This window comes from Microbacterium sp. 22242 (assembly GCF_052045495.1).
Classification (GTDB): Bacteria; Actinomycetota; Actinomycetes; order Actinomycetales; family Microbacteriaceae; genus Microbacterium.
The window spans coordinates 1-24,684 of record NZ_JBQEOZ010000002.1; the positions used below are offsets into that span (position 1 = coordinate 1).

Annotated in this window: 21 protein-coding genes and 1 pseudogene; 14 read left to right on the forward strand and 8 right to left on the reverse strand. The window is 73.0% G+C overall.

Going from position 1 to position 24,684, the window contains the following annotated elements; all coding sequences use genetic code 11:
- Nucleotides 1-516 (reverse strand): annotated as a pseudogene (locus ACTJJZ_RS01750) (HNH endonuclease signature motif containing protein); the annotation flags it as partial.
- A gap of 279 nt (nucleotides 517-795) precedes the next feature.
- Between ACTJJZ_RS01750 and ACTJJZ_RS01755 the strand changes: the two are divergent.
- The 4 genes from ACTJJZ_RS01755 (at nucleotide 796) to ACTJJZ_RS01770 (ending at nucleotide 6,543) form a co-directional block, all read left to right on the forward strand.
- The gene (locus tag ACTJJZ_RS01755; RefSeq protein ID WP_440719447.1) at nucleotides 796-1,494 is read left to right on the forward strand and encodes a PadR family transcriptional regulator; all 699 of its coding nucleotides are present in this window, start codon (nucleotides 796-798) and stop codon (nucleotides 1,492-1,494) included.
- A complete protein-coding gene (locus ACTJJZ_RS01760; protein WP_440719448.1) occupies nucleotides 1,491-2,207 on the forward strand; it encodes an ABC transporter ATP-binding protein in 717 nt (238 codons plus the stop codon). The genes ACTJJZ_RS01755 and ACTJJZ_RS01760 overlap by 4 nt, the downstream gene beginning before the upstream one ends.
- The gene (locus tag ACTJJZ_RS01765) at nucleotides 2,204-5,074 is read left to right on the forward strand and encodes an FtsX-like permease family protein (protein WP_440719449.1); all 2,871 of its coding nucleotides are present in this window, start codon (nucleotides 2,204-2,206) and stop codon (nucleotides 5,072-5,074) included. Before ACTJJZ_RS01760 ends, ACTJJZ_RS01765 begins: the two co-directional genes overlap by 4 nt.
- Before the next feature lie 131 nt (nucleotides 5,075-5,205).
- Nucleotides 5,206-6,543, forward strand: coding sequence for a hypothetical protein (locus ACTJJZ_RS01770; protein WP_440719450.1), 1,338 nt, complete (start codon nucleotides 5,206-5,208; stop codon nucleotides 6,541-6,543).
- 69 nt (nucleotides 6,544-6,612) lie between these two features.
- Here ACTJJZ_RS01770 and hpf read toward each other — a convergent pair whose 3' ends face one another.
- From hpf to mtrA, 5 genes are all read right to left on the reverse strand, one after another.
- Nucleotides 6,613-7,269 carry a ribosome hibernation-promoting factor, HPF/YfiA family gene (gene hpf, locus ACTJJZ_RS01775; RefSeq protein ID WP_440719451.1) on the reverse strand — a complete coding sequence of 219 codons (657 nt, stop codon included), beginning with the start codon at nucleotides 7,267-7,269 and terminating at the stop codon, nucleotides 6,613-6,615.
- Between the two features lie 99 nt (nucleotides 7,270-7,368).
- Entirely contained in the window at nucleotides 7,369-8,091 is a 723-nt protein-coding gene (locus ACTJJZ_RS01780; protein ID WP_440719452.1) for a ComF family protein, read from the reverse strand.
- A gap of 113 nt (nucleotides 8,092-8,204) precedes the next feature.
- Nucleotides 8,205-9,911 carry an LpqB family beta-propeller domain-containing protein gene (locus ACTJJZ_RS01785; protein WP_440719453.1) on the reverse strand — a complete coding sequence of 569 codons (1,707 nt, stop codon included), beginning with the start codon at nucleotides 9,909-9,911 and terminating at the stop codon, nucleotides 8,205-8,207.
- Complete coding sequence (gene mtrB, locus ACTJJZ_RS01790; protein WP_440719454.1) at nucleotides 9,908-11,566, reverse strand: MtrAB system histidine kinase MtrB; 1,659 nt, start codon at nucleotides 11,564-11,566, stop codon at nucleotides 9,908-9,910. The genes ACTJJZ_RS01785 and mtrB overlap by 4 nt, the downstream gene beginning before the upstream one ends.
- Nucleotides 11,567-11,592: 26 nt before the next feature.
- A complete protein-coding gene (gene mtrA / locus ACTJJZ_RS01795) occupies nucleotides 11,593-12,273 on the reverse strand; it encodes an MtrAB system response regulator MtrA (protein ID WP_440719455.1) in 681 nt (226 codons plus the stop codon).
- Nucleotides 12,274-12,451: 178 nt separating this feature from the next.
- On the opposite strand from mtrA, the gene ACTJJZ_RS01800 reads away from it, so the two are divergent.
- The 8 genes from ACTJJZ_RS01800 (at nucleotide 12,452) to ACTJJZ_RS01835 (ending at nucleotide 22,014) form a co-directional block, all read left to right on the forward strand.
- Nucleotides 12,452-13,891 (forward strand): glycerophosphoryl diester phosphodiesterase membrane domain-containing protein, encoded by a 1,440-nt coding sequence (locus ACTJJZ_RS01800; RefSeq protein WP_440719456.1) that lies wholly within the window; start codon nucleotides 12,452-12,454, stop codon nucleotides 13,889-13,891.
- Nucleotides 13,888-14,568, forward strand: coding sequence for a DUF4129 domain-containing protein (locus tag ACTJJZ_RS01805; RefSeq protein ID WP_440719457.1), 681 nt, complete (start codon nucleotides 13,888-13,890; stop codon nucleotides 14,566-14,568). The genes ACTJJZ_RS01800 and ACTJJZ_RS01805 overlap by 4 nt, the downstream gene beginning before the upstream one ends.
- Entirely contained in the window at nucleotides 14,565-15,791 is a 1,227-nt protein-coding gene (locus ACTJJZ_RS01810; protein ID WP_440719458.1) for a DUF4350 domain-containing protein, read from the forward strand. The genes ACTJJZ_RS01805 and ACTJJZ_RS01810 overlap by 4 nt, the downstream gene beginning before the upstream one ends.
- 223 nt (nucleotides 15,792-16,014) lie before the next feature.
- Nucleotides 16,015-16,938: an AAA family ATPase gene (locus ACTJJZ_RS01815; protein WP_440719755.1), complete on the forward strand. Its 924-nt coding sequence runs from the start codon at nucleotides 16,015-16,017 to the stop codon at nucleotides 16,936-16,938.
- Nucleotides 16,939-18,249 (forward strand): DUF58 domain-containing protein, encoded by a 1,311-nt coding sequence (locus tag ACTJJZ_RS01820; protein ID WP_440719459.1) that lies wholly within the window; start codon nucleotides 16,939-16,941, stop codon nucleotides 18,247-18,249.
- A gap of 80 nt (nucleotides 18,250-18,329) precedes the next feature.
- Entirely contained in the window at nucleotides 18,330-18,782 is a 453-nt protein-coding gene (locus ACTJJZ_RS01825) for a Fur family transcriptional regulator (protein ID WP_440719460.1), read from the forward strand.
- A gap of 4 nt (nucleotides 18,783-18,786) precedes the next feature.
- Complete coding sequence (katG, locus tag ACTJJZ_RS01830; protein WP_440719756.1) at nucleotides 18,787-21,024, forward strand: catalase/peroxidase HPI; 2,238 nt, start codon at nucleotides 18,787-18,789, stop codon at nucleotides 21,022-21,024.
- Between the two features lie 201 nt (nucleotides 21,025-21,225).
- Nucleotides 21,226-22,014: an aquaporin gene (locus ACTJJZ_RS01835; protein ID WP_440719461.1), complete on the forward strand. Its 789-nt coding sequence runs from the start codon at nucleotides 21,226-21,228 to the stop codon at nucleotides 22,012-22,014.
- A 12-nt stretch (nucleotides 22,015-22,026) separates the two neighbouring features.
- Here ACTJJZ_RS01835 and ACTJJZ_RS01840 read toward each other — a convergent pair whose 3' ends face one another.
- On the reverse strand, nucleotides 22,027-23,019 hold the full coding sequence (locus ACTJJZ_RS01840; RefSeq protein ID WP_440719462.1) for a stage II sporulation protein M: 993 nt from the start codon (nucleotides 23,017-23,019) through the stop codon (nucleotides 22,027-22,029).
- Between the two features lie 16 nt (nucleotides 23,020-23,035).
- Here ACTJJZ_RS01840 and ACTJJZ_RS01845 point away from each other — a divergent pair, with 16 nt between their 5' ends.
- A complete protein-coding gene (locus ACTJJZ_RS01845) occupies nucleotides 23,036-23,872 on the forward strand; it encodes an RDD family protein (RefSeq protein WP_440719463.1) in 837 nt (278 codons plus the stop codon).
- Between the two features lie 54 nt (nucleotides 23,873-23,926).
- Here ACTJJZ_RS01845 and ACTJJZ_RS01850 read toward each other — a convergent pair whose 3' ends face one another.
- Nucleotides 23,927-24,133 carry a DUF3499 family protein gene (locus ACTJJZ_RS01850; protein ID WP_440719464.1) on the reverse strand — a complete coding sequence of 69 codons (207 nt, stop codon included), beginning with the start codon at nucleotides 24,131-24,133 and terminating at the stop codon, nucleotides 23,927-23,929.
- A 104-nt stretch (nucleotides 24,134-24,237) separates the two neighbouring features.
- Here ACTJJZ_RS01850 and ACTJJZ_RS01855 point away from each other — a divergent pair, with 104 nt between their 5' ends.
- Complete coding sequence (locus ACTJJZ_RS01855) at nucleotides 24,238-24,675, forward strand: hypothetical protein (protein ID WP_440719465.1); 438 nt, start codon at nucleotides 24,238-24,240, stop codon at nucleotides 24,673-24,675.
- Nucleotides 24,676-24,684 lie beyond the last annotated feature (9 nt).

The following is a 24,684-nucleotide window of genomic DNA, read 5'->3' on the forward strand; positions in this document are numbered from 1 at the left end:
GAGACCCCGCGGGCAGAGCCTTTCCGCCACCCGCTCCACCACCCGCCGCGCCCGATGCGGAGTCTCCCCCACACACGCCGCCACCGCGAGCCGCTCGAACCCCGCCCGCACCGCATCGTCGTCCAACCGGGCGCCGGCGTCCTGGATCACCCGCACATGCGCAGCATTGATCCGCGCCTCACTGAACGCCCGCACCGTCTGCGGGAACCGGGCCACCAGATCCCCGGCGCGGGCCATCCGGCCCTGCACCACCCGATCCGACATGCGCAGCACCCCCGCCAACTCCGCCGCCACAGACCGCGCCGCAAGATCCACCGCCTCACCCCGCACCACCCCCGACCCGGAAGAACGCGCGGCGAGGTCCTCCGCGAGGTGCTGCGCGACCCCGAGATGCGCCTCCCGCAACGCCTGCAACTGCACGATCGACGCCTCCGTCACCACCAGACTCTCCCCCAGCATCCGCAACACCATCACCGGATCCACCGGATCCACCACCGTGCCGCTCGAGCTGCTCATGACCCCAGTCAACCCCCGGCCACCGACATTCCAGCCCCGAAAAGAGCCAGATCAACCCCCGAAAACATCACAAAAAGATCACAGAATCGAGACCCGGGAAACGACCGAGATCCCAGGGGCTGCGGCCCGCTCGGGGCAGTGCACCGCTGGCGGCCAGAGGCCCCCGGGGCTCGCGAAAGCTCGCAACGCCACAGCCCATCGGACACGCCGGCAACGCCCTGCACCGAACATTTCCCAGTATGCATATACTCGGAAACAGATTCCGGGAAAGGACATTCCATGTCGGTGCGTCAGAGCCTCCTCGCCATCCTCGATCAAGGCCCGTGCTACGGGTATCAGCTGCGCGCTGAGTTCGACCGGCGCACCGGTTCGACGTGGCCGCTCAACGTCGGCCAGATCTACAACACCCTGGAGCGCCTGGAGCGCGACGGGCTCGTCGAGCGCGGCGAGGCCGACGACCAGGGGCACGTCTACTGGGCGATCACCGGGGCCGGCTCCGCCGAGGTCGCCGGGTGGCTTTCCTCCCCGGTCGAGCGCGCCACCGGCACACGGGACGAACTCGCGATCAAGCTCGCTGTCGCCGCGACGCTCCCGGGCGTCGACGTGACCGCCGTCATCCAGACGCAGCGCAGAGCGTCGCTCGCCCAGCTGCAGGAGCTGCAGCGGACCAAGTACGCGGGGTCGAAGCCGGACAGCCCTGAAGAGCTCGCGTGGACGCTCGTGATCGACTCCATGATCTTCGCCGCAGAGGCCGAGGTGCGCTGGCTCGACCACACCGAGCAGCGCCTCGCGCAGCATCCGCAGCACTCCCTCGAGCTCGAGCTGTCCACCGAGCGTCCCAAGCGGGGCCGGCCGTCCCTGAGCCCGGTCAAGGTCGGCGCGGGCGATGACCCGGCGAAGGTCGGCCCGGGCGACGGCGCCGCCAAGGGCCCGGCCGCGAACGCGGCACCCGCGACCGTCGCGAGCGCAGACGCATGACCGCCCCGGTGCTGCAGCTCATCGGCGTGTCGCAGCAGTACGGGCAGGGTGCCACCTCGGTCAGCGCCCTCTCCGGCGTGGATCTCACGGTGTCCGCGGGCGAGCTGGTCGCCGTCATGGGCGCCTCCGGGTCCGGCAAGTCGACGCTTCTCGCGATCGCCGGCGGACTGCAGACGCCCACGGCGGGCGAGGTGATCGTGGAGGACACCTACCTCAGCTCCGCGAGCCCGCGCGAGGTCGCGGCGCTGCGGCGCCGGTCCCTGGGCTTCGTCTTCCAGGACTACAACCTGATCCCGACGCTCACGGCCTTGGAGAACGTGACGCTGCCCCTCGAGCTGGACGGGATCTCCGGCCGCGCGGCGAAGCGCGCGGCGAAGGACGCCCTCGCCGCGGTCGGGCTCGACACGAAGGGTGCCGCCTATCCCGACGATCTCTCCGGAGGGCAGCAGCAGCGCGTCGCGATCGCCCGCGCGATCGTCGGCGGGCGGCGGCTGATCCTCGCGGACGAGCCCACGGGCGCCCTCGACTCCGTGACCGGAGAGGCGGTGCTGCGCGTCCTGCGCGAGCGCGTCGACGGCGGCGCGGCGGGGATCCTCGTCACCCACGAACCGCGGCACGCAGCCTGGGCGGACCGGATCGTGTTCCTCCGCGACGGCCGGATCGTGGATCAGACCCGACGCGACGACGCCGCGGATCTGCTGGTGACGCGATGAGCGGGACCCGCGCGGGCCGGCGCGCCGCGTCGAGGACGCGCACCAGGGCGAGCCGTTCCGCCCGCCCGCCGCAGCCGGCACCGCGGCGGCGCGGCACCGGACCGCTCGGCGCTCCGCGCGTCGGCTCCCGGATGCGGGCCGACCTGCGCCTTTCCTGGCGCCAGGTGCTGCGCGCGAAGGGATCCTCGATCCTGGTGACGCTGCTGGTCGCGCTGCCCGTGGCCGGGCTGTTCGGCGCGGCGGTGTTCCTGGAGAGCCGCACCCCGACGCCCGAGGAAGCCGTGACGCTGCGCCTCGGGCAGGCCCAGGCCCAGCTGGTGCCGATCTCCCCGCTCCCGGACGGATACCGGCAGGCGATCGACGAGCCGTCGATGTCGCAGTCGGTCGGCCCGGTCTCCGGCGACGGGCGGCCACCCATGGATCCGCCGCCGACCGAGCTCAGCAGCCTCGTGCCGGCGAGCGCGCAGGTGATCCCGATCGAGCAGGGCGTGGTGCGCCTGAACACCCGCGCCGGGATCGCGAACTTCACCGCGGTGAGCGGAGACGCGTGGGACCCGGCGCTCAGGGGCGCGTTCCGGATCCTCTCCGGCCGCGCCCCCACCGGAGCGCATGAGGCCATGGCGGGTCCCGGCCTGCTGGGCCGGCTGGGCATCGCGGTCGGCGACCGGGTCGCGCTTCCCGATTCGGACACCACGCTCACCATCACCGGAGCCCTGCAGGCGATCGACGCGCAGAAGTATCCTTCGACGACCCTGTACGCGCCGGCCGGTGTACTGCCGGCAGCGGCGCTCGACGGGGCCTCGCGCTCCTGGTTCGTCACCGACTGGCAGCCGCGGTACCAGGACTTCGCCGCGTTCAACCGCGAGGGATACGGCGTGTACGCGCGCGACGTCGTGCTGGATCCGCCGCCCGGTGCGATCACCGCGAACAGCGCACGCACACCCCAGGCGCGCTGGACCTCGTTCGCGGTGGGGGCGGTGTTCGCGGTCGCCAGCGGCTTCCTCGTGACGCTCCTCGCCGGCGCGGCGTTCGCGGTGGCCGCCCGGCGTCAGCAGCGCTCGCTGGCCGTCGCGGCGAGCGTCGGGGCGACCCGCGGGGATCTGTTCCGCATCGTCGTGCTGCAGGGGCTCTCCCTCGGCCTCGCCGGAGGCGTGGTCGGCGCCGTCCTGGGCGGCACCGCCGTGGCCGTGGCCCTGCGCCTCTTCGACCCGGGCGTGCAGGGGCGGTTCTGGTCGAGCTTCGCCTTCCGGATCCCCTGGGACGCCGCGATCGCGATCATCGTGTTCGCGGCTCTCGTGGGCACCCTCTCGGCCCTCGCGCCGGCACGCACCGCGACCCGCGGCGACACGCTCGGCGCCCTCCGCGGCGCGCGCCGGCCCGCGGTCCTGCGCCGGAAGGCGCCGGTCATCGGGATCGTGCTGGTGTGCGTGGGCGCTGCCGTCGCGCTCGCGGGCGGCGTCATCACGGCCACGGTCTCCGCACCGCGCACGTTCGCGACGTACGTCCCTGCGGGAGGGACGGCGGGGACGGACGTGCTCCGCGGGGTCGCGCTGTGGATGATGATCGGCGGGCCGATCCTCCTGCAGATCGGGATCATCCTCACCGGGCATGCGCTCCTGCGCGGCGTGGCACGGCTGCTCTCCCCGCTCGGACTCGCGCCGCGGCTGGCCGCCCGCGACGCCGCCGCGAATCCCACGCGCACCGTGCCCGCGTTCACGGCGATCACGGCGAGCGTCTTCATCGCGACGTTCGTGCTCGCGGTGATGGCGAGCACCGCCGCGGTGAACGCGCGCCAGTACCCGTGGAGCGGTCCGCTGGGCTCGGTCTCGGTGACGTTCGGCGCGGACGGCGCAGACGCCGCGCAGGTCGAGAAGGACGCCCGGCAGCTCCTGGACGGGACGGATCCGCGTGCCGTGCTGGAGATCGCGACGCCGAAGCAGGCGCCCTACGACCCGGACACCGGACGCCCGGAACCCTCGGAGCTGCAGGAGTACAGGGTCATGCCGGAGGGGTGCGACACCTGCCGCGACGCGTACGGCTTCGGCACTCTCACGGTCGCCGACGCGGACGCCGTGAAGGCGCTGTTCGGGAATCTGCTCGATGACGACCAGCGGCGAGCGCTGCGCGACGGGGCGCTCCTGACCACTCGCGCGATCACCCCCGGGGAGCCGCCGCACCGCGCACGGATCGACGGCTATCCGGCCGGAACACTCGGCGGCGCATTCACCGGCCAGGAGACGCCAACGACCTCCGCGACGGTCCCGCTCGTCACCGTGCCGATGGTCCGCTCGCGCTTCGACGCCCTGATCACCCCGGCGACCGCCGCGCGGCTCGGGATCCCGACCGCCCCTCTCATGCTGGTCGGCGTCTACGACACCCCGCCCGATACTGCGACGATCGACCGGCTCACCGCCGAAGCCGACGGGCTGAGCGGTGCGGGAACGCACGTCTCCGTGATGCAGGAGGACGGCCCCACCCCCATCGCCGGCTGGCTGACACTGGTGGCCGGCGTCGCCGGCGTGATCGTGCTCGGGTCGGCGGCGATCAGCCTCGGACTGAGCCGGTTCGAACGACGACCCGATGATGCGACGCTGGCCGCGGTCGGCGCCCATCGCGTCCTGCGTCGCAACGTCAACGCGTGGCAGGCGGTGATCATCGCCGGACTCGGCGCACTGCTGGGCGTGCTCAGCGGGCTGGTGCCGGCGTGGAGCATGGTGCTCGCGAATCCGGACAACGTCTCCCCCGGCGACCTTCCGCTGTGGTGGCTGGCCGCCCTCGCCGTGGGCCTCCCGCTGCTCATCGCCGGGCTCGCCTGGCTGGTGCGTCCGCGGCGGGCGGAGCTCACCCACCGCACCGCGATCGCCTGACCGCCGCGACCGTCGCCGGGCTGGCCGCTCGGCTGACCCGCGCGTCGCCGGAGCCGCGACGCACCCGCCTGATCGCGCAGGGCGTAGCGGATCCTCAGCGAGCGCAGGGCCCCGGATCATAGGATCGCCCCATGGCCGGATTCTGGGGCAGACGCAAACGTGAACAGGACGAGCTGCAGGCGCAGGACGCGGATCTCGCGCGGAACGCCGAGCAGGCCATCGTCGCGGCCGACGAACGGATCCGCATGTCGGCCGACGAGCTGGCCTTCGCCTCGGCCGAGCTCGGCGACGAGATGACGGCCGACTTCCGGGCCGCGCTGGACGCGGTGCGCACGCACATGGGCGAGGCGTTCCAGCTGCACCAGCTGAACCACGACGAGATCCCGGACACCCCGGAGGAGCTGCGCACCCGCAACGCGCGCATCGTGCAGCTGTGCGAGTGGGCCGAGGACCTCATCGACGAGAAGTCCGCGGCGATCGCCGACGCCGTGAACCGGGTGCGCAACGCGCCGCAGGTCGTGGCGAGGGTGCGCGCGGACGCCGCGTCGCTCGAGGCCCGCGTGCCCCAGGCGCAGGCGTCCGTGGAGCGGCTCGCCACGCGTTACTCGGACGCGGCGATGCAGCGTGTCGCCCGCAGCGCCGAGGAGGCCGCGCAGCTCGTGGTCTTCGCGAACCACGGCGCGGACGTGTTCGAGCGCCGCCGCGAGGCCGGCCGCAACCAGGAGGCCGTTCTGGCGCTGGAGACGGCGACCGAGGCGACGCGCCGGGCGGCGTCCCTGCTCGACGCGGTCGACGACTTCGAGATCGAGGCGCTGCGCGCCGAGTCGACGCTCGCCGAGGTCGTCGCCGACTCCCGGAACGATCTTTCGGCGCTGCCGTCCGTGCCCGCCACGCCCGAGGTCACCGCGGCGGCCGGCGCGCTGCAGCAGGCCCTCGACGCGCTCCCGCCCGCAGGATCGCGCAGCGATCCGTTCGGCGACCTCAGCCGGCTGCGTGCGGCGAACACGGCGCTCGACGCCGCCGTCGCGACCGCCCGCTACCGGGCCGACCATCCCCTGCCGGCACTGGACACGGTGCAGCACGCCCTGGACGACGCGGACCGCCAGCTCGGCATCGCACGCGGGCTGATCGAAGGCCACCGCGGCTGGATCGGTGCGGATGCCCGCACCCGTCTCGCCGAGGCGGAGCGACTGCGGGTCGATGCTCCGTCGCTGCTGCCCGCCGAGGAGACGCGCGAGCAGGCGCTGAGCACCGCGCGGCGGATCGCGCAGCTCGCCGCGGAGGCCCTGCAGCTGGCCCAGCACGACATCGACCGCTCGCGCCCGGATCAGGGCTGGGGCGGCGGGAACGGCTGGGGCGGCGGAGGCGGCTGGGGCGGCGGAGGTCGCAGCTCCGGCGGCGGCGACATCGTGAGCGGCGTGCTCGGCGGCCTCGTCATCGGCGGCCTGCTCGGCGACATCTTCGACTGACACCCGCCCGTGCACAGGAGCGCGGCCCGGGGATCGCCCCGAGCCGCGTTCTGGTCCTGCGGGAGCGCGTCAGCCGACGAGCTCCTCCTCGGCGGGGGCCGCCTGCGTGGCCAGCGCGATCACGCCGTAGTCCCAGCCCTTGCGGCGGTACACGACGCTGGGGTGATCGGTGCGGGCGTCCACGAAGAGGAAGAAGTCGTGACCGACCAGCTCCATGCGGTCGACGGCCTCCTCGACCGTCATCCACTCCGGCTCGAAGCTCTTGGACCGGATCACGACCGGCGAGTACTCCTCCTCGAGCTCGAGCGTCGGGATCGCCCCCGTCGACACGGCGTGCAGCGTATCCGCCGACACCGGGTGCACGTCGATCCCGGCCAGCTCGCCGGTGCTCTTCTCGAGGTGCGCGCCGCGGGGATGGTGGCGCCCGTCGATGCGGCGTTCCTTGGCGCGCCGCACCTGCTCGCAGAGTTTGTCGACGGCGAGGTCGAGCGCCACGAACTTGTCCGCGTCGCGCGCCTCTGCGCGCACGAGCGGGCCCTTTCCGACGAGGGTGAGTTCGACGGTCTCGTCCTCCACGTGACCGCCGCGATAGGAACGATGGGTGACCTTCACGTCGAGACGCTGCGCCTTCGTCGCGATAGTCGTGATCCGTGCGGTCTTCTCTTCGACCACCGCTCGGAATCGATCGCTGATGCCGACTCCGACACCGACGATGTTCGTTTCCATCCTGACCTCCTTGTTCCGGTCCACCCGGCCAAGGGCGGACCGTGGTCGCCTTTGTGAATCCCTACCGTAGTCGGGCGACACCGCCCTGTCACCCACAATTCACCTGCGTGTCATGGGCGTTCGCCCAGAGCTGTGCTCCCCGGCGGTGCGCGGTCGATCGCCGCGCCGGCGGGTCGCCGCGACGGCCACCGCGCCGACCACCTCGAAGCCGGCCGCGCGCAGCGCCCTGGCCGCCTCCGCGCAGGTCGCGCCGGTCGTGACGACGTCGTCCACGATGAGCGCACGACGCCCCTCCCCCGGGCGGGTCGCGATCAGCCCCCCGCCGAGATTGCGACGGCGCTCATCGGCGGTCAGACCGCGCTGGTCCTCGACGCGACGCGCGTAGGTCAGCGCGCGCTGCACGGGGATCCCTGTGCCGCGGGCGAGCAGCTCGGGCACCCGGAAGCCGCGGCGGCGGAAGGCGGTGCGCGAGGTCGGAACGGGGACGACGACGTCCACGGGTCGCCGCCGGCCGGGATCGCCCCCGGTCCGGCCCGCGAGCAGATCGTCGACGGCCGCAGCGAGCGCGGGCCGGAGCACGCGGATCAGGGAGGTCTGCCCGTCCTCCTTCACCGCCCGCAGCACCGAGGCCGCCACGCCCTCGAAGGCGAGTCCGGCTCGGAGCGGGACCGCGTCGGATCGCGGGCGGAGCAGGTGCGGCACGAGCTCGCGCCCGCAGTCAGGGCAGAGGGCCGTGCCCGCGGCTCCGCATCCGGCGCACGCCGAGGCGAAGGCGAGATCGGCGATCTCCCGGAGGAGCCGGCGCAGCGGTTCTGCGGACATCCTCCGATCCTGACCGCCGCAGGGCGCGCAGACGGGCTGGCCTCCCGGATCCGTGCAGAACCGGACCACGAGCGGACCTGTGCGGGACGTCACGGGATCCTCCCCGGCCGCGATCACCCGCCGAGCTGGATCCCGAGCACCTTCACGTTCGTGCTCTCCTGCTGCCAGGTCTGCACGTTGCGCACCCGCAGGGTGCCGTCCCCGCCGAGCAGGCGGATGTTCGACGTCGGGGACGACGCGGCGACCGTCCGCGTCCCGTCCGGCACCTCGACGGTCGTCGCCGGTCCGCCCACCGGCTGCTCCAGCAGCACCGAATGGCTGCCGTCCGCCGTGAGCACGCCGACGGTCGTGTCGTCGAGCCAGGTGATGTCGCTCACCGCGCCGGGCGGCCAGGCGATCACGCTCTGCTGCCCGATCCCGGTGGGCGCTCCCCTGTCGTCGCGCGTCACCGCGGCCACCTCGACCCTGCTCTGCCCCGCGGCGGTGACCGCCATCGCGAGCCGAGAGCCGTCGCGGCTCATCGCGACCGCGGAGATGTCGGACGCGTCCTGCGGCCCGTCGATGGGCGTCGGCGAGACCCCGGTCGACCACGCGATGATCGACCGGGGCGCCTGCTGGGGAACGGTCCAGATGAAGCCGAACGGGTCGAGCGCGGGCGCGAGCAGCCCCGGCCGCCCGTCCACCTCGCTGATCCTCCCGTCCGCTACCGCGTACACGGTGCCGTCGCCGGTCTGGATGGCCACGCGCTGCGCGCCGCTGGCCGCCCGGATCGCCGTGATCGGCTTCTGCAGGGAGGTCAGCTCCGAGGACACCCCGGGAACCGGCGCGATCGCTCCGTTGGCCAGGAATCCGAAGCCCTTGTCGGTCAGCACGAGCGGACGGGTGTCGACGCCGGTCGGAGCCACCGAGGCGGAACCCGCGTTGAGATCGCGGCCGCCGGCCGTCAGCTTCACCTGCAGCACGCCGACCCCGGACAGGCTGCGCTCCAGCTGCGTGCGCATGCGTGCGAGGGTCGACGCGTCCGCGTTCAGCGCGGCGTCGGTGAGCGCCACCTCGGCGACCTGCGCATCGGCGGTCACGGTGCTGCGGGCGAGCGCGACGTCGCCGGTGAACGCGGTGCGCACGCCGTTCGCCAGCCACGGGCTGGGCTTGCCGCTCACGAGCGACTGCACGATGCGGCTGGCCGTGTTCTCGCGCTTCGGGAACCAGCGCACGTCCGGCACCAGATAGGTCCAGGTGGGGTCGAAGTACTGCAGGGTGTACGGGGCGAGCACGTCGCCGTCGGCGAAGGACTGCGCGTCCAGCACGATGCCGTCGGGGGCGGACGAGATCCGCCACTGCCCGTCGCTGTCCTTGCTCAGCGCGAACGAGAACTCGGCCGAGCCGCTCGCCGTGCTCGTGGAGTAGTTCCCGTTCTCGTCGACCGTCGCCGCCGGCCGCAGCCCGAGCCGCACCGTGGTGCTCTTCGCCTGCTTGTCGGCATCGGGCGGGCTGTAGGTGCGATCGGAGAGCGAGGTGTCGATCGTGACGCCGCTGTCCGGCTTCCACTTCTGCGCCGCGGCCGCGGTGAGATACTCCCGCGCGACGCCCCAGCTGTCCTTGGGGCTGGAGGCGGCGTCGATGAAGCCCCGCACGATCTGCTCCGGGTCCATGCCGTTGGAGGGGCCCTGCGGGAGGTAGGCGACGTCGGATCTCTTGTCGCTCGAGTCGGCGGCGAGGCCGGGACGCACGTCTCCCGTGGTGGGCAGGGAGGCGCACGCGGCGAGGCTCAACGCCGCGGCGACCACGAGGGCGCTGCGCAGGGCGCGTGCGAGTCTCATGAGTCCTCCTCCTGGGCTGGCGCGGAGGGCTTCGCGATCTCGATCGGCGCGGTGGCCAGTCCGATCTCCGCGATCGGCTCCGGCTGTTCGAGCGGGATCGGCGATGCGCCCTCGAGCGGGCGGGAGCTGCGCGGCAGGGTGAGCACGAAGTGCGTTCCGGTCCCGAGCTCGGACCACACGGCGAGCGTGCCGCCGTGCAGCCGCGCGTCGCCGAGCGCGATGGAGAGGCCGAGCCCTGTGCCGCCGATCGTGCGCCGCCGGGACGGATCCGCCCGCCAGAACCGGTCGAAGACGCGCTCGGCGTCCTCCGCCGACATGCCGAGGCCGCTGTCGCGCACGCCCACGGCCACCGCGTTCTGATTGCTGTCGACCGTGATCACGATGGGGTGGCCCTCGCCGTGCTCGATCGCGTTGCCGATGAGGTTGCGCAGGATCCGGCGCACCCGGCGCGGGTCCAGATCGACCGGGGTGTGCCCGCCGGGGGCGACGAAGCGCAGCTCGGTGTCGTGAGTCTCGGCGAGCGGGCGCATGTCGTCGACGAGGTCCTCGGCGAGATGCGCGAGGCTGGTCGCCTCGGTCTCCAGCTGCACGGATCCGGCGTCGTACCGGCTGATCTCGAGCAGGTCGGCGAGCAGCGTGTCGAAGCGGTGCACCTGGGTCTGCAGCAGCTCGGCGGTGCGCGCGGTGGTCGGGTCGAACTCCTCGCGCTGGTCGTTGAGCATCTCGGCGGCCAGCCGGATCGTGGTGAGCGGGGTGCGCAGCTCGTGCGAGACATCCGACACGAACCGCTGCTGCACCAGGGAGAGCTCCCCGAGCTCCTTGATCTGCGCCTCGATGCTGTCCGCCATCGCGTTGAACGAGCGCCCGAGCGTGGCCAGCTCGTCCTGCCCGCGCACCGGCAGCCGCACGTCGAAGTCGCCCCCGGCGAAGCGCGCGCTGGTCTCCGCGGCCTCGGTGATCGGCTGCACCACCGAGCGCAGCGAGAACCACGCGATCACGCCGATCAGGGCGACGAGCACGCTGCCGGCGGCCCACAGGCTGCTCTGCACCAGCACGAGGGTCTGCTCGGTGTCGGCGAGGTCGTAGGCGATGTACAGCTCGTAGGCGCCCGCCTCCGGCACCTTCAGCTGCTGGCCGACGATGATGCCGGCGTGCTGGGATCCGTCGGCGTCGTGCAGCGCGACCGGCTGCCACCACTGCTTGGTGTCGTCCTTGGAGACGCGCTGGTGCATCTGATCCGAGACCAGGTCCTCGGTGAACCCGTCCCTCAGGAAGCCGGGAGGCGCCGCCTGCGCCGATCCGTTGTCGATCGGGAAGACGCCGACCATCTGGGCGCTGGAGACCGAGCTCAACCGGCTGTTCACGTCTCCCATCAGGCCGAGCAGCGCCGTGCGGTTGCCCTGCGTGTCGGCAGAGTAGACGGCGGACTGCACCGAGTCGACCGCCCGCAGCGCGTCGTGCAGCGCCTGGTCCTTGCGCGCCTCCCAGAGGTTGTTCTGCACCGCGAGCGCCATCGCGACGCAGGTGACGAGCACCGCGACCGAGGTCAGCCCGAGCGTGATGACGAGGGTGCGGAAGCGCAGCGACCGCCGCCACAGCCGGGCCAGCCGGCGTGCGCTGCGCCGGGCGCTCCGCGCCACCGCGCTCTGCGACATGGACGCACTCGCGGCCTGCGCGAACGTCAGGCCACGCTCCCGGCCCGGTATCCGACGCCGCGCACCGTGGTGACGATCCGCGGGTTGTCCGGATCGAGCTCGACCTTCGCCCGCAGCCGCTGCACGTGCACGTTCACCAGGCGCGTGTCGGCCTTGTAGTGGTAGCCCCACACCTGCTCGAGCAGCATCTCCCGGGAGAACACCTGCTGCGGCTTGGAGGCGAGCGCCACCAGCAGCTGGAACTCGAGCGGAGTGAGCGCGATCGGCGCGCCGCCACGGCGGACCTCGTGCGCGTCGACGTCGATCGTGAGATCGCCGATCCGGAGCACCTCGGTGGTGGACTGCGGCGTCGGCCGCAGCCGCGTGCGGATCCGGGCGACGAGCTCCTTCGGATTGAACGGCTTCACGATGTAGTCGTCCGCGCCGACCTCGAGCCCGCGCACGACATCGGCGGTGTCGCTGCGCGCGGTGAGCATGATCACCGGGACGCCGGACTCCGCGCGGATCCGCGTGCAGATCTCGATGCCGTCCATGCCGGGCAGCATCAGGTCGAGCAGGACGAGGTCGGGACGCTGCGTGCGCCACTCGTCGACGGCCTTGGCGCCGTCCGCGCAGAAGACGGGCTCGAAGCCCTCCGTGCGCAGCACGATTCCGATCATCTCGGCCAGAGCCGTATCGTCATCGACCACGAGGATGCGTGAGGTCATTGTGCCCAGTCGTCTTTCGTCCACGGCGTGCCGGCGCATGTCAGCGCCCGCACGTCCGTCCAGCGTACTTCACGGTTTTGCGAAGTATGCGGAAGCGTTGATCCCCGACGGCACGTTCCGCCCGATCCGTGTCGGAGCGGTGTGCCACGATGGAGCCAAGACGCGAACCGGAGGACTCGTGAGCGAACAGACTGCGGGTGCACAGGGGTGGACCCCGGCGCCCAGACCCGGCCTGATCCCGTTGCGGCCGCTCGGGTTCGGAACGGTCCTCGGCAAGTCGTTCGCGGCGCTGCGGCACAACCCGAAGGTGCTGTTCGGCTTCGCAGTGGTCGTGCAGCTGGCCGTGCTGATCGTGGTCGGCGGCGTGGTCGGCGCGGTCGCGGTCCTGGCCTTCTCCCGTCTCGGCACCGTGCAGCCCGGCAGCGACGACTGGATCACGCTGAGCGTCGGATCCGCCGCCTTCGTCGTGCTCGCCGGGCTGCTGGTGGGTCTGCTCTCGGCGGCGTTCAGCGCGATCGTGCAGGGCATCGTCGCCGCGGACGTGCGCGCGGCCGTGCTCCGCGAGCCGGCGACGCTGCCCGTGCTCTGGTCCCGGGTGAAGCCGGCCGCGTGGCGGCTGATCGGCTATATCCTGCTCTACGGCCTCGGCGGCGTGCTGGCCGTCGGGCTCGTGTTCGGCATCGCCTTCGGCGCGATCGGGATCCCGTCCGGGTTCCGCGGCGCGGGTCTCGTGCTGACGGTCATCGTCACGATCGTGGGCATGCTCGGCATCGTGGTGCTGGCCATATGGTTCGGCACGAAGCTCATGCTCGTGCCCTCGCTGCTGGTGCTCGAGGGGGCGGGCGTCCGCGAGGCGATCGTCCGCTCGTGGCGGCTCACCCGCGGACGGTTCTGGTTCGCGTTCGGGATCGCCTTCGTGATCGGGGCGATCTTCTACGTGCTGTCCCAGGTGCTCAACATGGCGGTGGGCCTGATCACATCGCTCTTCGGCTCGGTGCTGCAGCCCACGGGCGACACCCTGAGCTCGTTCAGCACGGCCACGATCGTCTCCCTCGTGATCACCGAGATCGTGCTCATCGTGGTGCAGTCGATCAGCGCAGTGGTGCAGTCGACCGCCGGCGCACTGGTCTACATCGACTGCCGCATGCGCTACGAGGGACTGGATCAGGATCTGCTGGCGGCGACCGAACGGCGCGCGGCCGGGTACGACGACGGGTCGGATCCGTTCCGCGTCGACCACGGGCGCGCGGTGCGCGCCGGCTTCCGCCCCGCGCCCGCCCCGGCGGCCGTTCCCTATTACTATCCCCCGGAGGCCTACGGAGCGCAGGGCTACACGGCACCCGGATATGCGCCGCCGCAGGGCTACGCCGCGCCCGGCTCCGCAGCACCACAGGGATATCCCGCACCGCAGGGATACCCGACGTCGCAGGGATATCCCGCACCGCAGGCGTACCCGACATCGCAGGGATACCCGCCGCAGCCCTCGGCGGCGCCCGCACCTGACGCCGCGCCTGCCGCGCCGCCTCCCCCTGCCCCGATCCCGCCGGCACAGCAGAGCCCCTGGGCGCGCCCCCAGGATGACGGTCCCTGGACGTCGCCCGGATCCCGGGACCGATGATCCTGCTCGGCCTGACGCGTGCGATGTCCGCGATCCCGCTGATCCCGGACGGCGACGGCGCGCGCCGGCTCGCGGAGCAGGAGCTCGCGAAGCCGGAGTACCAGGCCGCCAAGCCGACGCTGATCGACCAGTGGGCACGAGGGATCGTCGACTTCCTGCACGATCTGCTCACCGGACGGAACGTCGGCGGGCTCGGGCCCTGGGCCGCCATCGTGATCGGCATCGTGCTGGCCGCCGCCCTGGTCGCGGTGCTCGTGATCTGGGGGCGACCGCGGCGCTCCCGGTCCCGCGTCGGAGGATCCGTCCTGCTCGGCGCCGTGGACGACCGCACCGCCGCACAGCTGCGCGCCGAGGCGGAGCGGGCGGCGCGCGACGAGGACTGGGCCGAGGCGATCGTGCTGCGCTACCGCGCGATCGCCCGCGCCCTGATGGAGCGGGACCTCATCGCACCCGCGCCCGGCGCGACCGCGCAGACCATCGCACGGGAGGCGGTGCGTCCGTTCCCCCGCGAGGCGGAGGCGCTGCATGCGGCTGCGGTGGTCTTCGACGACGTCCGCTATCTCGGCCGTCCCGGGAGTCCCGACCTCTACCGCGAACTGATCGGCACCGACGACCGGCTCGCGGCCTCGCGCCCGCAGGAGGAGCCGGCGGACGGCCGGCAGGAGGTGCACGCATGACCGGCACCGTCTCCGCTCCGCCCACCCGCGACGCCGCCCCGGAGAGTGCCGGGGCCGGGACCCTCGTACGCGACCCTGGGCGGCTGCGGCGCGGCCTCGGCTGGCTGCTGGTCGTCGTGCTCGTGATCGTGGTCGCGGGGGCTGGCCTGCTGCTGACCGTCCCCTCGAGCGCGCAGCGCGAGACCTACGATCCGGAACTGCCCGGTCCCGAGGGGACCAAGGCGCTGGCCGAGATCCTCCGCCAGCAGGGCGTGACGGTCGACGTGGTGCGCTCGCGCGACGCCGCCGAGAAGCGGCTCGACGACCGCACCACACTGGTGATGAGCGACCCGTATCCGCTCAGCGACAGCGCGGCGCAGCGGCTGGTCGATCGCGCGCACGACGTCGTGCTGATCACGGCGAGCGCCCGGATGCTGCGGATCCTCGGGCTCGGCGGCTACTCGTCCGCCGTCTCCCCGTCCCGTGCGGAGCCCGGCTGCCGGGTCGGGGCGTTCGCCCACGTCGGCCCGATCGCGCCCGGCCAGCTGTTCCTGCCCGATCCCGGTGTCACCGCCTGCTTCGGCGACGCCGCCGAGGGGGCGGCGGTGCTGATGTCGGACGACGGCGGACAGCGCAGGGCGATCGTGGACGGTTCCGGGCTGTTCACCAACGCGCACCTCGCCGAGAACGGCAACGCCGCGCTCGGCCTGGCACTGCTCGGCGCCCAGCCGCACGTGGTCTGGTACGTGCCCTCCCTCGCCGACTCCGATCGCACCGACGCCGACCCGAAGAAGTCGCTCGCCGACCTGACCCCGGGCTGGGTGACCCCGGCCATCGTCCTGCTGATGGTCGCGGCCCTGCTCGCCGCGGCCTGGCGCGGGCGGCGCTTCGGTCCGCTCGTGGCGGAGACGCTTCCGGTCACGGTGCGCGCCTCGGAGACGATGCTCGGCCGCGCCCGGCTCACCGCGAAGGCCGCGGATGCCGCACACGCGGCGGACGCGCTGCGCGCCGGGACCAACGCCCGCCTCGCGAAGCGGCTGGGCCTCGCCGCGCGCGCGGATCCCGCGTCCGTGGCCGACGCCGCCGCGGACCGCATCCGCATCGACCGCGCCGCGTGCCGCGCCCTGCTGACCGGCCCGCTGCCGTCCACGGACGCGGAGCTCGTGCCGTTCGCCCGAGACCTCACCGACCTGGAGACCGCCGTCGAGGACGCGGTCCGCATCGAAAGGAGCACCCGTGACTGAGCAGACGAGCCCAGGAAGCGGCTCGCCCGACGGCCACGCCGTCGCCCCGCAGTTCTCCTCCGCACCGCCGCCCCCGGCCGGTCCTGCGGCGGCGGCCCAGCCCGCGCCCGCCGCGGCGCCGACGCCGGCCGCGCCCACGGCAACGGCCGCACCAGCCGCGGCAGTCGCGCCGAGCGGAGGACCCGGGCCCGTCCCGGACGACGATGCCGCCCTCCGCCGGGCCATGCAGCGGGTGCGCGCCGAGGTCGACAAGGCCGTGGTCGGCCAGGCCGGCACGGTCACCGGGCTGCTCGTCGCGCTGCTCGCCCGCGGCCACGTGCTGCTCGAGGGCGTGCCGGGAGTCGCGAAGACGCTCGTGGTGCGCTCGTTCTCGCGCGCGCTCGGGCTCGACACCAAGCGCGTGCAGTTCACGCCCGACCTGATGCCGGGCGACGTCACCGGATCCCTCGTCTACGACGCCCGCACCGGCGAGTTCGAGTTCCGTCGCGGGCCCGTGTTCACCAACATCCTGCTCGCCGACGAGATCAACCGGACACCTCCGAAGACCCAGGCGGCGCTGCTCGAAGCGATGGAGGAGCGCCAGGTGTCGTCCGACGGCGCGAGCCTCGCCCTGCCGGATCCGTTCCTCGTCGCGGCGACGCAGAACCCGATCGAGCACGAGGGCACCTACTCGCTCCCGGAGGCGCAGCTGGACCGGTTCCTGATGAAGCTCGTGGTCGGCGTGCCCGAGCGCGACGCCGAGGTCTCGGTGCTGCGCCGGCACGCCGACGGCTTCTCGCCGCGAGAGCTCACCGACCTGCACCCCGTGGTCACGGCGGACGAGATCCTCGCCGCGCAGCGCGCCGCCGGCCGCGTGCGGGTGACCGACGACGTGCTCGGCTACGTGGTCGACCTCGCCAGGGCCACCCGGCAGTCCCCCTCCGTGCAGCTGGGCGCGAGCCCGCGCGCCTCGACCGCTCTGCTCGCCGCGGCGAAGGCCTGGGCGTGGCTGAACGCGTCGTCCGCGGTCACCCCGGATCACGTGCAGACGATGCTCATCCCGGTGTGGCGGCACCGCCTGCAGCTGCGCCCCGACGCGGAGATGGAGGGCGTCTCGCCCGACGCCGTGCTCACCTCGGTGGTGCAGCAGACCAGGGTGCCGATCTAGGTGTTCCTCACCGGCCGTCTCGCGATCGTCGCCGCCGTCGGGGTCGTCCCGATGGTGCTGCTCGACGGCGCGCGCGTGTCGCCGTGGCTCACGCTGCTGGGCTGGCTCGTGCTGTGCGCGGTGCTGGCCGGGCTGGACGTGCTGCTCGCCGCCCCCGTCGGCGCCCTGCGGATCACCCGCGAGGTGCCGGGCAAGGGCCGGCAGCACGAGCCGGTCACCGCGACCGTGATCGTGCAGAACCTCGGCGAGCGGCGGCTGCACGGGCTCCTCCGCGACGCCTGGCAGCCGACCGCGGGCGCGGCCGAGCGCGGCAGGGCGCGGCTCGACCTGCCCGGCGGCGAACGGCGCCGGATCGGCATCGCGCTGCTCCCCCGCCGGCGTGGCGAGCTGTCCAGCGAGTTCGTCGCGGTGCGCTCGACCGGCCCGCTGGGGCTGGCCGGGCGACAGGGTCGCCACCGCGTGCGCGGCGCGATCCGGATCCTGCCGCCTTTCGCCTCGCGCCGGCACCTGCCGTCGCGCCTCGCCCGGCTGCGCGAGCTGGACGGCAACACGAGCGTGCAGGTGCGCGGGCAGGGCACCGAGTTCGACTCCCTCCGCGAGTATGTGCGCGGCGACGACGTGCGCTCGATCGACTGGCGCGCGACCGCCCGTGCCGGCACGACCATGCTGCGCACCTGGCGCCCCGAGCGCGACCGGCACGTCGTGATCCTCATCGACACGGGCCGCACCGCCGCGGCGCGCGTGGGCGACGGCACCCGGCTGGACGCGGCGTACGAGTCGGCTCTGCTGCTCGCCGCGCTCGCCCAGCGCGCCGGGGACCACGTGCACCTGCTGCTGTTCGACCGCGCCGTGCGGGGCAGGGTGAGCGGCGTGGAAGGCCCGGCTCTGCTGCCGGCGCTGTCCGACGCCATGGCCCCGGTGCACGCCCGGCTCGTCGACACCGACTGGGGCGCGGCGTTCGCCGCGATCCGCACCGTCACCACGCGCCCGTCGCTGATCGTGGTGCTCACCGCGCAGGACGCCGTGGAGAGCGCCCGCTCGTTCCTCGGCGCCTTCCCGAACGCGTCGCGCGCCACGACGATCCTGGTCGGATCCGCCACCGACGTGTCGATCGACGCGCTGGCGCGAGGCAGGGACTCCCGCGAGGACGTCTACCTCGCCGCCGCCGCCGAGCGCACCCTGCAGGACGCCGCCCGGGTCGCAGACGCGATCCGGCGCGCGGGCGGCGAGCCTCTCGCGGCGGACCCGGAGGACCTGCCGCCGCGCATCGCCGACCGGTACCTCGAGCTCAAGGCCGCTGGCAGGCTCTGACACCACGGCCTCCACGGTCTCGACACGCCCGTGCCACCGCGGCTTTTCCTGAATGATTCAGAAAAAGGTAGCCTGTCGGTATGGAGACCTCGTCGATCCTCCGCGACGCGGGCCTGCGCGTCACGGTGCAGCGCATCGCTGTGCTCCAGGCTCTGGCGCTCGCGCCGCACAGCTCCGCGGACCGGATCCACACCGCCGTCGCCGGAAGCGGGATCGCGCTGCCCACCGTGCACGCGATCCTCGGCGATCTCGCCACGGCCGGCATCATCCGCCGGGTGAGCCTCCCGGACGCCGGCCGCGCGCTGTTCGAGGTCGAACCGTCCGACAACCACCACCACATGCAGTGCGTGCGCTGCGGCCGGCTCGAGGTCGTGTCGTGCTCGGTCGGAGCGGCACCCTGTCTGCACCCGGCCGAGGATCACGGCATGCGCCTGCTCGAGGCCTCCGTGACCTACCGCGCGATCTGCCGCGAGTGCGATGCCGCACCGGCCGACCCGACAGACCACCCCGAGGAAAGGATCAGCATTGACTGACGAGATGACCTGCCCCGTGACCGGCGCCACCGGAGGCCCCGCGAGCGGATCCGCCGACCACTCCGGCGCCGCGGCACCGCGCCCCGCCGCCCGCCGCACCGGCAACACCGATTGGTGGCCGGAGCGCCTGAACCTGCGCCTCCTCTCGAAGAACCCGGCCGTCGCCGACCCGCACGGTCCCGACTTCGACTACCCGGCGGCGTTCGCGGCGCTCGACCTCGAGGCCGTGAAGAAGGACATCGCCGCGGTGCTGACCGAGTCGCAGCCGTGGTGGCCCGCAGACTTCGGCAACTACGGGCCGCTGATGATCCGGATGGCCTGGCACTCCGCGGGCACGTACCGCGTGTTCGACGGCCGTGGTGGCGGCGGCACCGGCCAGCAGCGGTTCGCTCCGCTGAACAGCTGGCCCGACAACGTGGGCCTGGACAAGGCGCGCCGCCTGCTCTGGCCGGTCAAGAAGACGTACGGCCGGGCGCTGAGCTGGGGCGACCTGATGATCCTCGCCGGCAACGTCGCGCACGAGCAGATGGGCATGCCCACCTTCGGCTTCGCCGGCGGCCGCCCCGACGTGTGGGAGCCGGACGACGACGTGTACTGGGGCTCCGAGAAGGTCTGGCTGGACAGTGCCGACCGCATCTCCGCCGACGACGCCGGTGAGCGCTCGCTGGAGAAGCCGCTCGCGGCGACCATGATGGGCCTGATCTACGTCAACCCGGAGGGTCCCGAGGGCAACCCCGACCCGCTGCTCGCGGCGAAGGACATCCGGGAGACGTTCGCGCGCATGGCGATGAACGACGAGGAGACCGTCGCCCTCATCGCCGGCGGACACACCTTCGGCAAGACCCACGGCGCGGCTCCCGAGGCCGGCAACGTCGGCGAGTCGCCCGAGGGCGCGCCGATCGAGCAGATGGGCCTGGGCTGGAAGAACAGCCACGGCGCCGGACACGGCGCGGACACCATCGGATCCGGCCTCGAGGTCACCTGGACCTACCACCCCACCCGCTGGGACAACGAGTTCTTCCACATCCTGTTCGCCTACGACTGGGAGCTGACCACCGGCCCCGGCGGCGGCAAGCACTGGAAGCCGAAGGACGGCGCGGGAAGCGACATGGTCCCCGAGGCGCACGGCGACGGCCGTCGCGAGCCGCGCATGCTCACCACCGACCTGGCGCTGCGCGAGGATCCGATCTACCGCGAGATCTCGCTGCGGTTCAAGGAGGACCAGGCCGCGTTCACCGACGCGTACAGCCGCGCCTGGTTCAAGCTGACCCACCGCGACCTCGGCCCGAAGTCCCGCTACCTGGGCCCCGAGGTGCCCGCGGAGGACCTGATCTGGCAGGATCCGCTGCCCGCGCACGAGGGACCGCTGATCGACGCCGCAGACGTCGCGTCGCTCGAGCAGCGCATCGCCGAGACCGGCCTGACCGTCTCGGAGCTGGTGTCGACCGCGTGGGCGGCCGCCGCCTCGTTCCGAGGCAGCGACAAGCGCGGCGGCGCGAACGGCGGCCGGATCCGCCTCGAGCCGCAGCGCAGCTGGGAGGTGAACCGCCCCGACGAGCTCGGCCGCGTGATCGCCGCGCTCGAGGGCGTGCAGGCCGCTTTCAACGCCGCCGGCGGCGCGCAGGTGTCCTTCGCCGACCTGGTCGTGCTCGCCGGCAACGTGGGCGTGAAGCAGGCGGCGGCCGCAGCAGGCCGCTCGGTGCAGATCCCGTTCACGCCTGGGCGCACGGACGCCACGCAGGAGCAGACCGACGTCGAGTCGTTCATGTACCTGAACCCGCAGGCGGACGGCTTCCGCAACTACGTCAGCGACGTCGCCCGCGCGATCCCCGCCGAGCAGCTGCTCGTCGACCGGGCCAACCTGCTCACGCTGTCGGCGCCCGAGATGACCGTGCTCGTCGGCGGGCTGCGTGTGCTCGGTGCGAACTGGGACGGCTCGCCCTACGGCGTCTTCACGAAGACGCCCGGCGTGCTCACGAACGACTTCTTCGTCAACGTGCTCGACCTGAACACGACGTGGAAGCCCCTCGACCCCGGCTCGCACGCCTTCCAGGCCACGGACGACCGCACCGGCGAGAGGACGTGGGTGGGCACCCGCGCCGACCTCGTGTTCGGCTCGAACTCGGAGCTGCGCGCGGTCGCCGAGGTCTACGGCAGCGATGACGCGGCGGACCAGTTCGTGGACGACTTCGTGGCCGCGTGGGTCAAGGTCGCCGAGCTCGACCGCTTCGACGTGCGCTGACCGCACGTCCTCAGGAACGGCCCGTCCCCTCGCGGGGCGGGCCGTTCCCGCGCCCGATGACGAATCACGAGACGTTCGAGCGCGTCATCGGATGAGACGACCTTCGGCTGCGTCGGCAGGGTGCCGACGGGATGAGCGGCGGCGCGAGTAATCTCGCTCACGGACAGCGGCGCAGCCCGCCCCCGACCAGCAAGGAGCGAGATGTCCTCCCCCATCGACACACCGGACTCGGCGGCCCCGGCGCTGACCCCGCGTCTGGTCGCCGAGGGGCTCGGCACGTTCCTGCTGGTCGCCGGGGCGATCGGCACCGCGCTGTTCGCATCGAGCCGTTTCCCCGATCCGGGCGGCCAGTCCGGCGCGTACCTCGCCGTGGCGCTCGCCGTCGGCCTCGCCGTGCTCATCGGGATGTACGCCTTCGGCCCCATCTCGGGCGGTCACTTCAATCCGGCGGTGACCCTCGGCGTCGCGGCGGCGGGACGGATCCCGTGGCGGGAGGCCGGGCCGTACATCGTCGCGCAGGCCGTGGGCGGTCTGGTGGCGTCCACCGTGCTGACGCTGATCGGCACGTTCGGACCCGAGGGCTGGCTGGCCAAGGCCCAGGATGCGGGTTTCGCGAGCAACGGCTGGGGCACGCTCTCCCCTGGCGGCTTCGGGGCGTGGGCCGCGATCGTCGCGGAGGTCGTGTTCACCGCCCTCCTGCTGTTCGTGTTCCTCAGCGTCACGCATCCCGTGCGCGGCACGCCGTTCGCGGGCGTCGCGATCGGCCTCACGTTGACGCTGGGCGTGCTGGCCACGCTGCCGATCGACAACGCCTCCCTGAACCCCGCGCGCTCCCTGGCCACGGCGATCTACGGGGGCGTCACCGCTCTCTCGCAGCTCTGGGTGTTCCTGGTGTTCCCGATCCTGGGCGCGCTGATCGCCGGCTTCACCTATCGCGCCCTGTTCGACGGCGCGAGCCCGGACGGGGCAGCCGCCACGTCCCGGCGTTGAGGACGCGCCGGCTCAGCCGACCACGAGCGTGGGCGTCCCCGCCTCGAACTCGGTGAGGTCGCCGGTCTCGCCGCGCCGCTGCGCGCGGCCGCCGACGACCAGCATGTAGCCGAGGAACAGGCCGAGCGCGAGCACGCCGATCCCGATCTTCACCGGCCACGGCAGTCCCCACCCGGTCACGAAGCCCTCGATCGTGCCGGCCAGGGCGAGCGCGAAGACGAGCCCGAGCGCCACCGTGCCCAGCGAGCGTCCCGCGGCGGCCAGCGCGGCTGCCCTGGTGCGCTCGCCCGGCACGAGCCACGCCCAGAAGATGTGCAGGCCCGCGGCCGCCGCGACGAAGACGCAGGTGAGCTCGAGCATGCCGTGCGGCAGCAGATACAGCACGACCACGTCGCCGCGACCGAACGCGAACATCACGCCCACGGCGACGCCGACGTTCACCGCGTTCTGCATCAGCACCATGACCGGCCAGATCCCGGTCACGCCGAAGAGCACGCACTGCGCCGCGATCCAGGCGTTGTTCGTCCACACCATCCCGGCGAACTCGGCCGCCGGATTCTCCGTGTAGTAGTCGGTGAACGCGTGCTCGGTGTAGTGCTTCAGGTCGGCCTTCGACCCGAGTGCGGCGACCAGCGCCGGATCGGACGAGATCCACACGGCGACCACGGCGATCACGGCGAGGCTGGCGAGGGCGATCGCGAGCGTCGTCCAGCGCAGCCGGTACAGGGCCGCGGGCAGCTGCAGGGTGAAGAACCGCGCCGTCTGGCGCAGCACGTTCTCGCTCTGCCCGGTGAGCCGCAGGCGGGCGCGCGCCAGGATGGTGGAGACGTGCACGCTCTGCGGGGAGCTGCCCACCGAGGAGCGCAGGTCGGCGAGATCGGCCGACGCTGCCCGGTAGCGGGTGATCAGCTCGTCGACGCCGGCGCCGTCGAGAGGTCCCCGGCTCAGCTCGTCCAGGCGCGCCCACTCCCGGTTCCTGGCATCGGCGAGTGCGTCGGCGTCCACCTGATTTACTGTACTCATGTCGAGCAGTCAGAACCCGGACGGCCACGGCGCCGGCGTCCTCGACAGCGACGACGAGGTGCTCTCCGGCGAGGCCGTCGCGATCGAGGTGCAGCCGGTCGGCGTCTTCATGCGCTCGCTCGGCGCGATGATCGACATGCTGCTGTCCTGGGCGCTGTTCGTCGGCTACATCGCGGTGCGGTACTGGATGCTCGGCGCGACCGGCGACGGCGCGCTCGACAGGATCCTCTCTGTGCTGGCGATCGTGACCTCGTTCGTCGTGGTGCCGTGTGCGGTCGAGACCCTGACGCACGGCCGGAGCCTCGGCAGGCTGGCGGTGGGCGGGCGCATCGTGCGGATGGACGGCGGCGCGGCCGGCTTCCGGCATGCCTTCATCCGCGCGCTGCTGGGCGTGCTCGAGATCTACATGACCTTCGGCGCCGTGGCGTTCCTCACCGGCGCGTTCAGCGGCCGCTCGCAGCGGCTCGGCGACCTCGTCGCCGGGACCTACAGCCAGAAGGTGCGCACGCCCGCGCTTCCCGCCCGGGCGCCGGTGATGCCGGCCGGACTCGAGTCGTGGGCGGCGATCGCCGATGTCGCCCGGATGCCGGATCGCCTGGCGCGGCGGATCTCGCAGTTCCTGGAGAACGCCGCGCAGCTGCATCCCGCATCCCGGGCGCGCATCGCCCAGGACCTGCTGACGGAGGCCTCCGCCTACATCTCGCCGGTGCCGACGGCACCCGCCGAAGCCGTGCTCGTCGCGGCGACGGTGCTGCGCCGGCAGCGCGAGCGGCGCGCACTGGCGCTGGCCGACGAGCGCGTGGAGCGTCTCAGCGGCATCCGCGTCGGCGGCTGAAGCCCGTCACGCCGGTCGGTCGGCCGCCTCGGCCTGCTCCGCCCCGCGCCGCGATCAGGCGCGCAGCGTCTCGTGCCGGACGACGATCCAGCCCGCGGGTACCGACAGACGGTCGGCGTGGATCGCGCACAGGTCGTGCGCGTGCGGATCGTTCTCGGCGCCGAGCGGCCCGAGCGCGGCCATCTGGTCGTCGTAGTCGTAGGTGAGGGTCGCCACGGCCTCGCGTGCGCAGCCCACCTTGGAGCAGAGTCGTCCGTACATCGCCTTCAGCGTACGGCCCGGCGCGCGCCCGCCGGGGATGCCGCGCGGGGAGCACCGTGCTTCGACCGCCTCAGCGGCCGGGAGGGAGCACATAGACTGGCCGCATGCGTCGCCCCCGTTCCCCTCGCCGCACGGCGGCCCCGCGTCGCGGGGACCGGCACGGCAGGCACGGACGGCTGGGCCGCAGCTCGGTGGTGCGCCCGCCGCTTCCGCCGCTGGACGGCCGGCTGGACACGTTCGACCTGCACGTCGGCTCCGCCGTCGAGCTGCTGCGTTCGATGTGGCCGGAGCTGCGCCCCGTGCGGATCGAGATCGCGGCGATGCCCGCGCACGCCGATCCCGACGGTCTGCCGCGCTGGCTGGTGGACACCGCGGCGCAGCGGATCGTCCTGTTCCGGGTGCCGATCGAGCGGCTCATGGAGCCGGGGCACGACGACGCCGCGCATCGTCGCGTCGCGATCGAGGGGGCCGTGTTCCGCGCCGCCGCGCAGTACATCGGCCGGGAACCGTGGGAGATGGATCCGCATCACCCCGAGGAGTGACGCGGTTCC

Excerpts from the sequence above, each read along its gene's own strand:
- ACTJJZ_RS01755 (WP_440719447.1), top strand. The coding sequence starts at position 796 with ATGTCGGTGCGTCAGAGCCTCCTCGCCATCCTCGATCAAGGCCCGTGC.
- ACTJJZ_RS01760 (WP_440719448.1), top strand. The coding sequence starts at position 1,491 with ATGACCGCCCCGGTGCTGCAGCTCATCGGCGTGTCGCAGCAGTACGGG.
- ACTJJZ_RS01765 (WP_440719449.1), top strand. The coding sequence starts at position 2,204 with ATGAGCGGGACCCGCGCGGGCCGGCGCGCCGCGTCGAGGACGCGCACC.
- ACTJJZ_RS01770 (WP_440719450.1), top strand. The coding sequence starts at position 5,206 with ATGGCCGGATTCTGGGGCAGACGCAAACGTGAACAGGACGAGCTGCAG.
- hpf (WP_440719451.1), bottom strand. The coding sequence starts at position 7,269 with ATGGAAACGAACATCGTCGGTGTCGGAGTCGGCATCAGCGATCGATTC.
- ACTJJZ_RS01780 (WP_440719452.1), bottom strand. The coding sequence starts at position 8,091 with ATGTCCGCAGAACCGCTGCGCCGGCTCCTCCGGGAGATCGCCGATCTC.
- ACTJJZ_RS01785 (WP_440719453.1), bottom strand. The coding sequence starts at position 9,911 with ATGAGACTCGCACGCGCCCTGCGCAGCGCCCTCGTGGTCGCCGCGGCG.
- mtrB (WP_440719454.1), bottom strand. The coding sequence starts at position 11,566 with ATGTCGCAGAGCGCGGTGGCGCGGAGCGCCCGGCGCAGCGCACGCCGG.
- mtrA (WP_440719455.1), bottom strand. The coding sequence starts at position 12,273 with ATGACCTCACGCATCCTCGTGGTCGATGACGATACGGCTCTGGCCGAG.
- ACTJJZ_RS01805 (WP_440719457.1), top strand. The coding sequence starts at position 13,888 with ATGATCCTGCTCGGCCTGACGCGTGCGATGTCCGCGATCCCGCTGATC.
- ACTJJZ_RS01810 (WP_440719458.1), top strand. The coding sequence starts at position 14,565 with ATGACCGGCACCGTCTCCGCTCCGCCCACCCGCGACGCCGCCCCGGAG.
- ACTJJZ_RS01815 (WP_440719755.1), top strand. The coding sequence starts at position 16,015 with ATGCAGCGGGTGCGCGCCGAGGTCGACAAGGCCGTGGTCGGCCAGGCC.
- ACTJJZ_RS01825 (WP_440719460.1), top strand. The coding sequence starts at position 18,330 with ATGGAGACCTCGTCGATCCTCCGCGACGCGGGCCTGCGCGTCACGGTG.
- katG (WP_440719756.1), top strand. The coding sequence starts at position 18,787 with ATGACCTGCCCCGTGACCGGCGCCACCGGAGGCCCCGCGAGCGGATCC.
- ACTJJZ_RS01835 (WP_440719461.1), top strand. The coding sequence starts at position 21,226 with ATGTCCTCCCCCATCGACACACCGGACTCGGCGGCCCCGGCGCTGACC.
- ACTJJZ_RS01845 (WP_440719463.1), top strand. The coding sequence starts at position 23,036 with ATGTCGAGCAGTCAGAACCCGGACGGCCACGGCGCCGGCGTCCTCGAC.
- ACTJJZ_RS01850 (WP_440719464.1), bottom strand. The coding sequence starts at position 24,133 with ATGTACGGACGACTCTGCTCCAAGGTGGGCTGCGCACGCGAGGCCGTG.
- ACTJJZ_RS01855 (WP_440719465.1), top strand. The coding sequence starts at position 24,238 with ATGCGTCGCCCCCGTTCCCCTCGCCGCACGGCGGCCCCGCGTCGCGGG.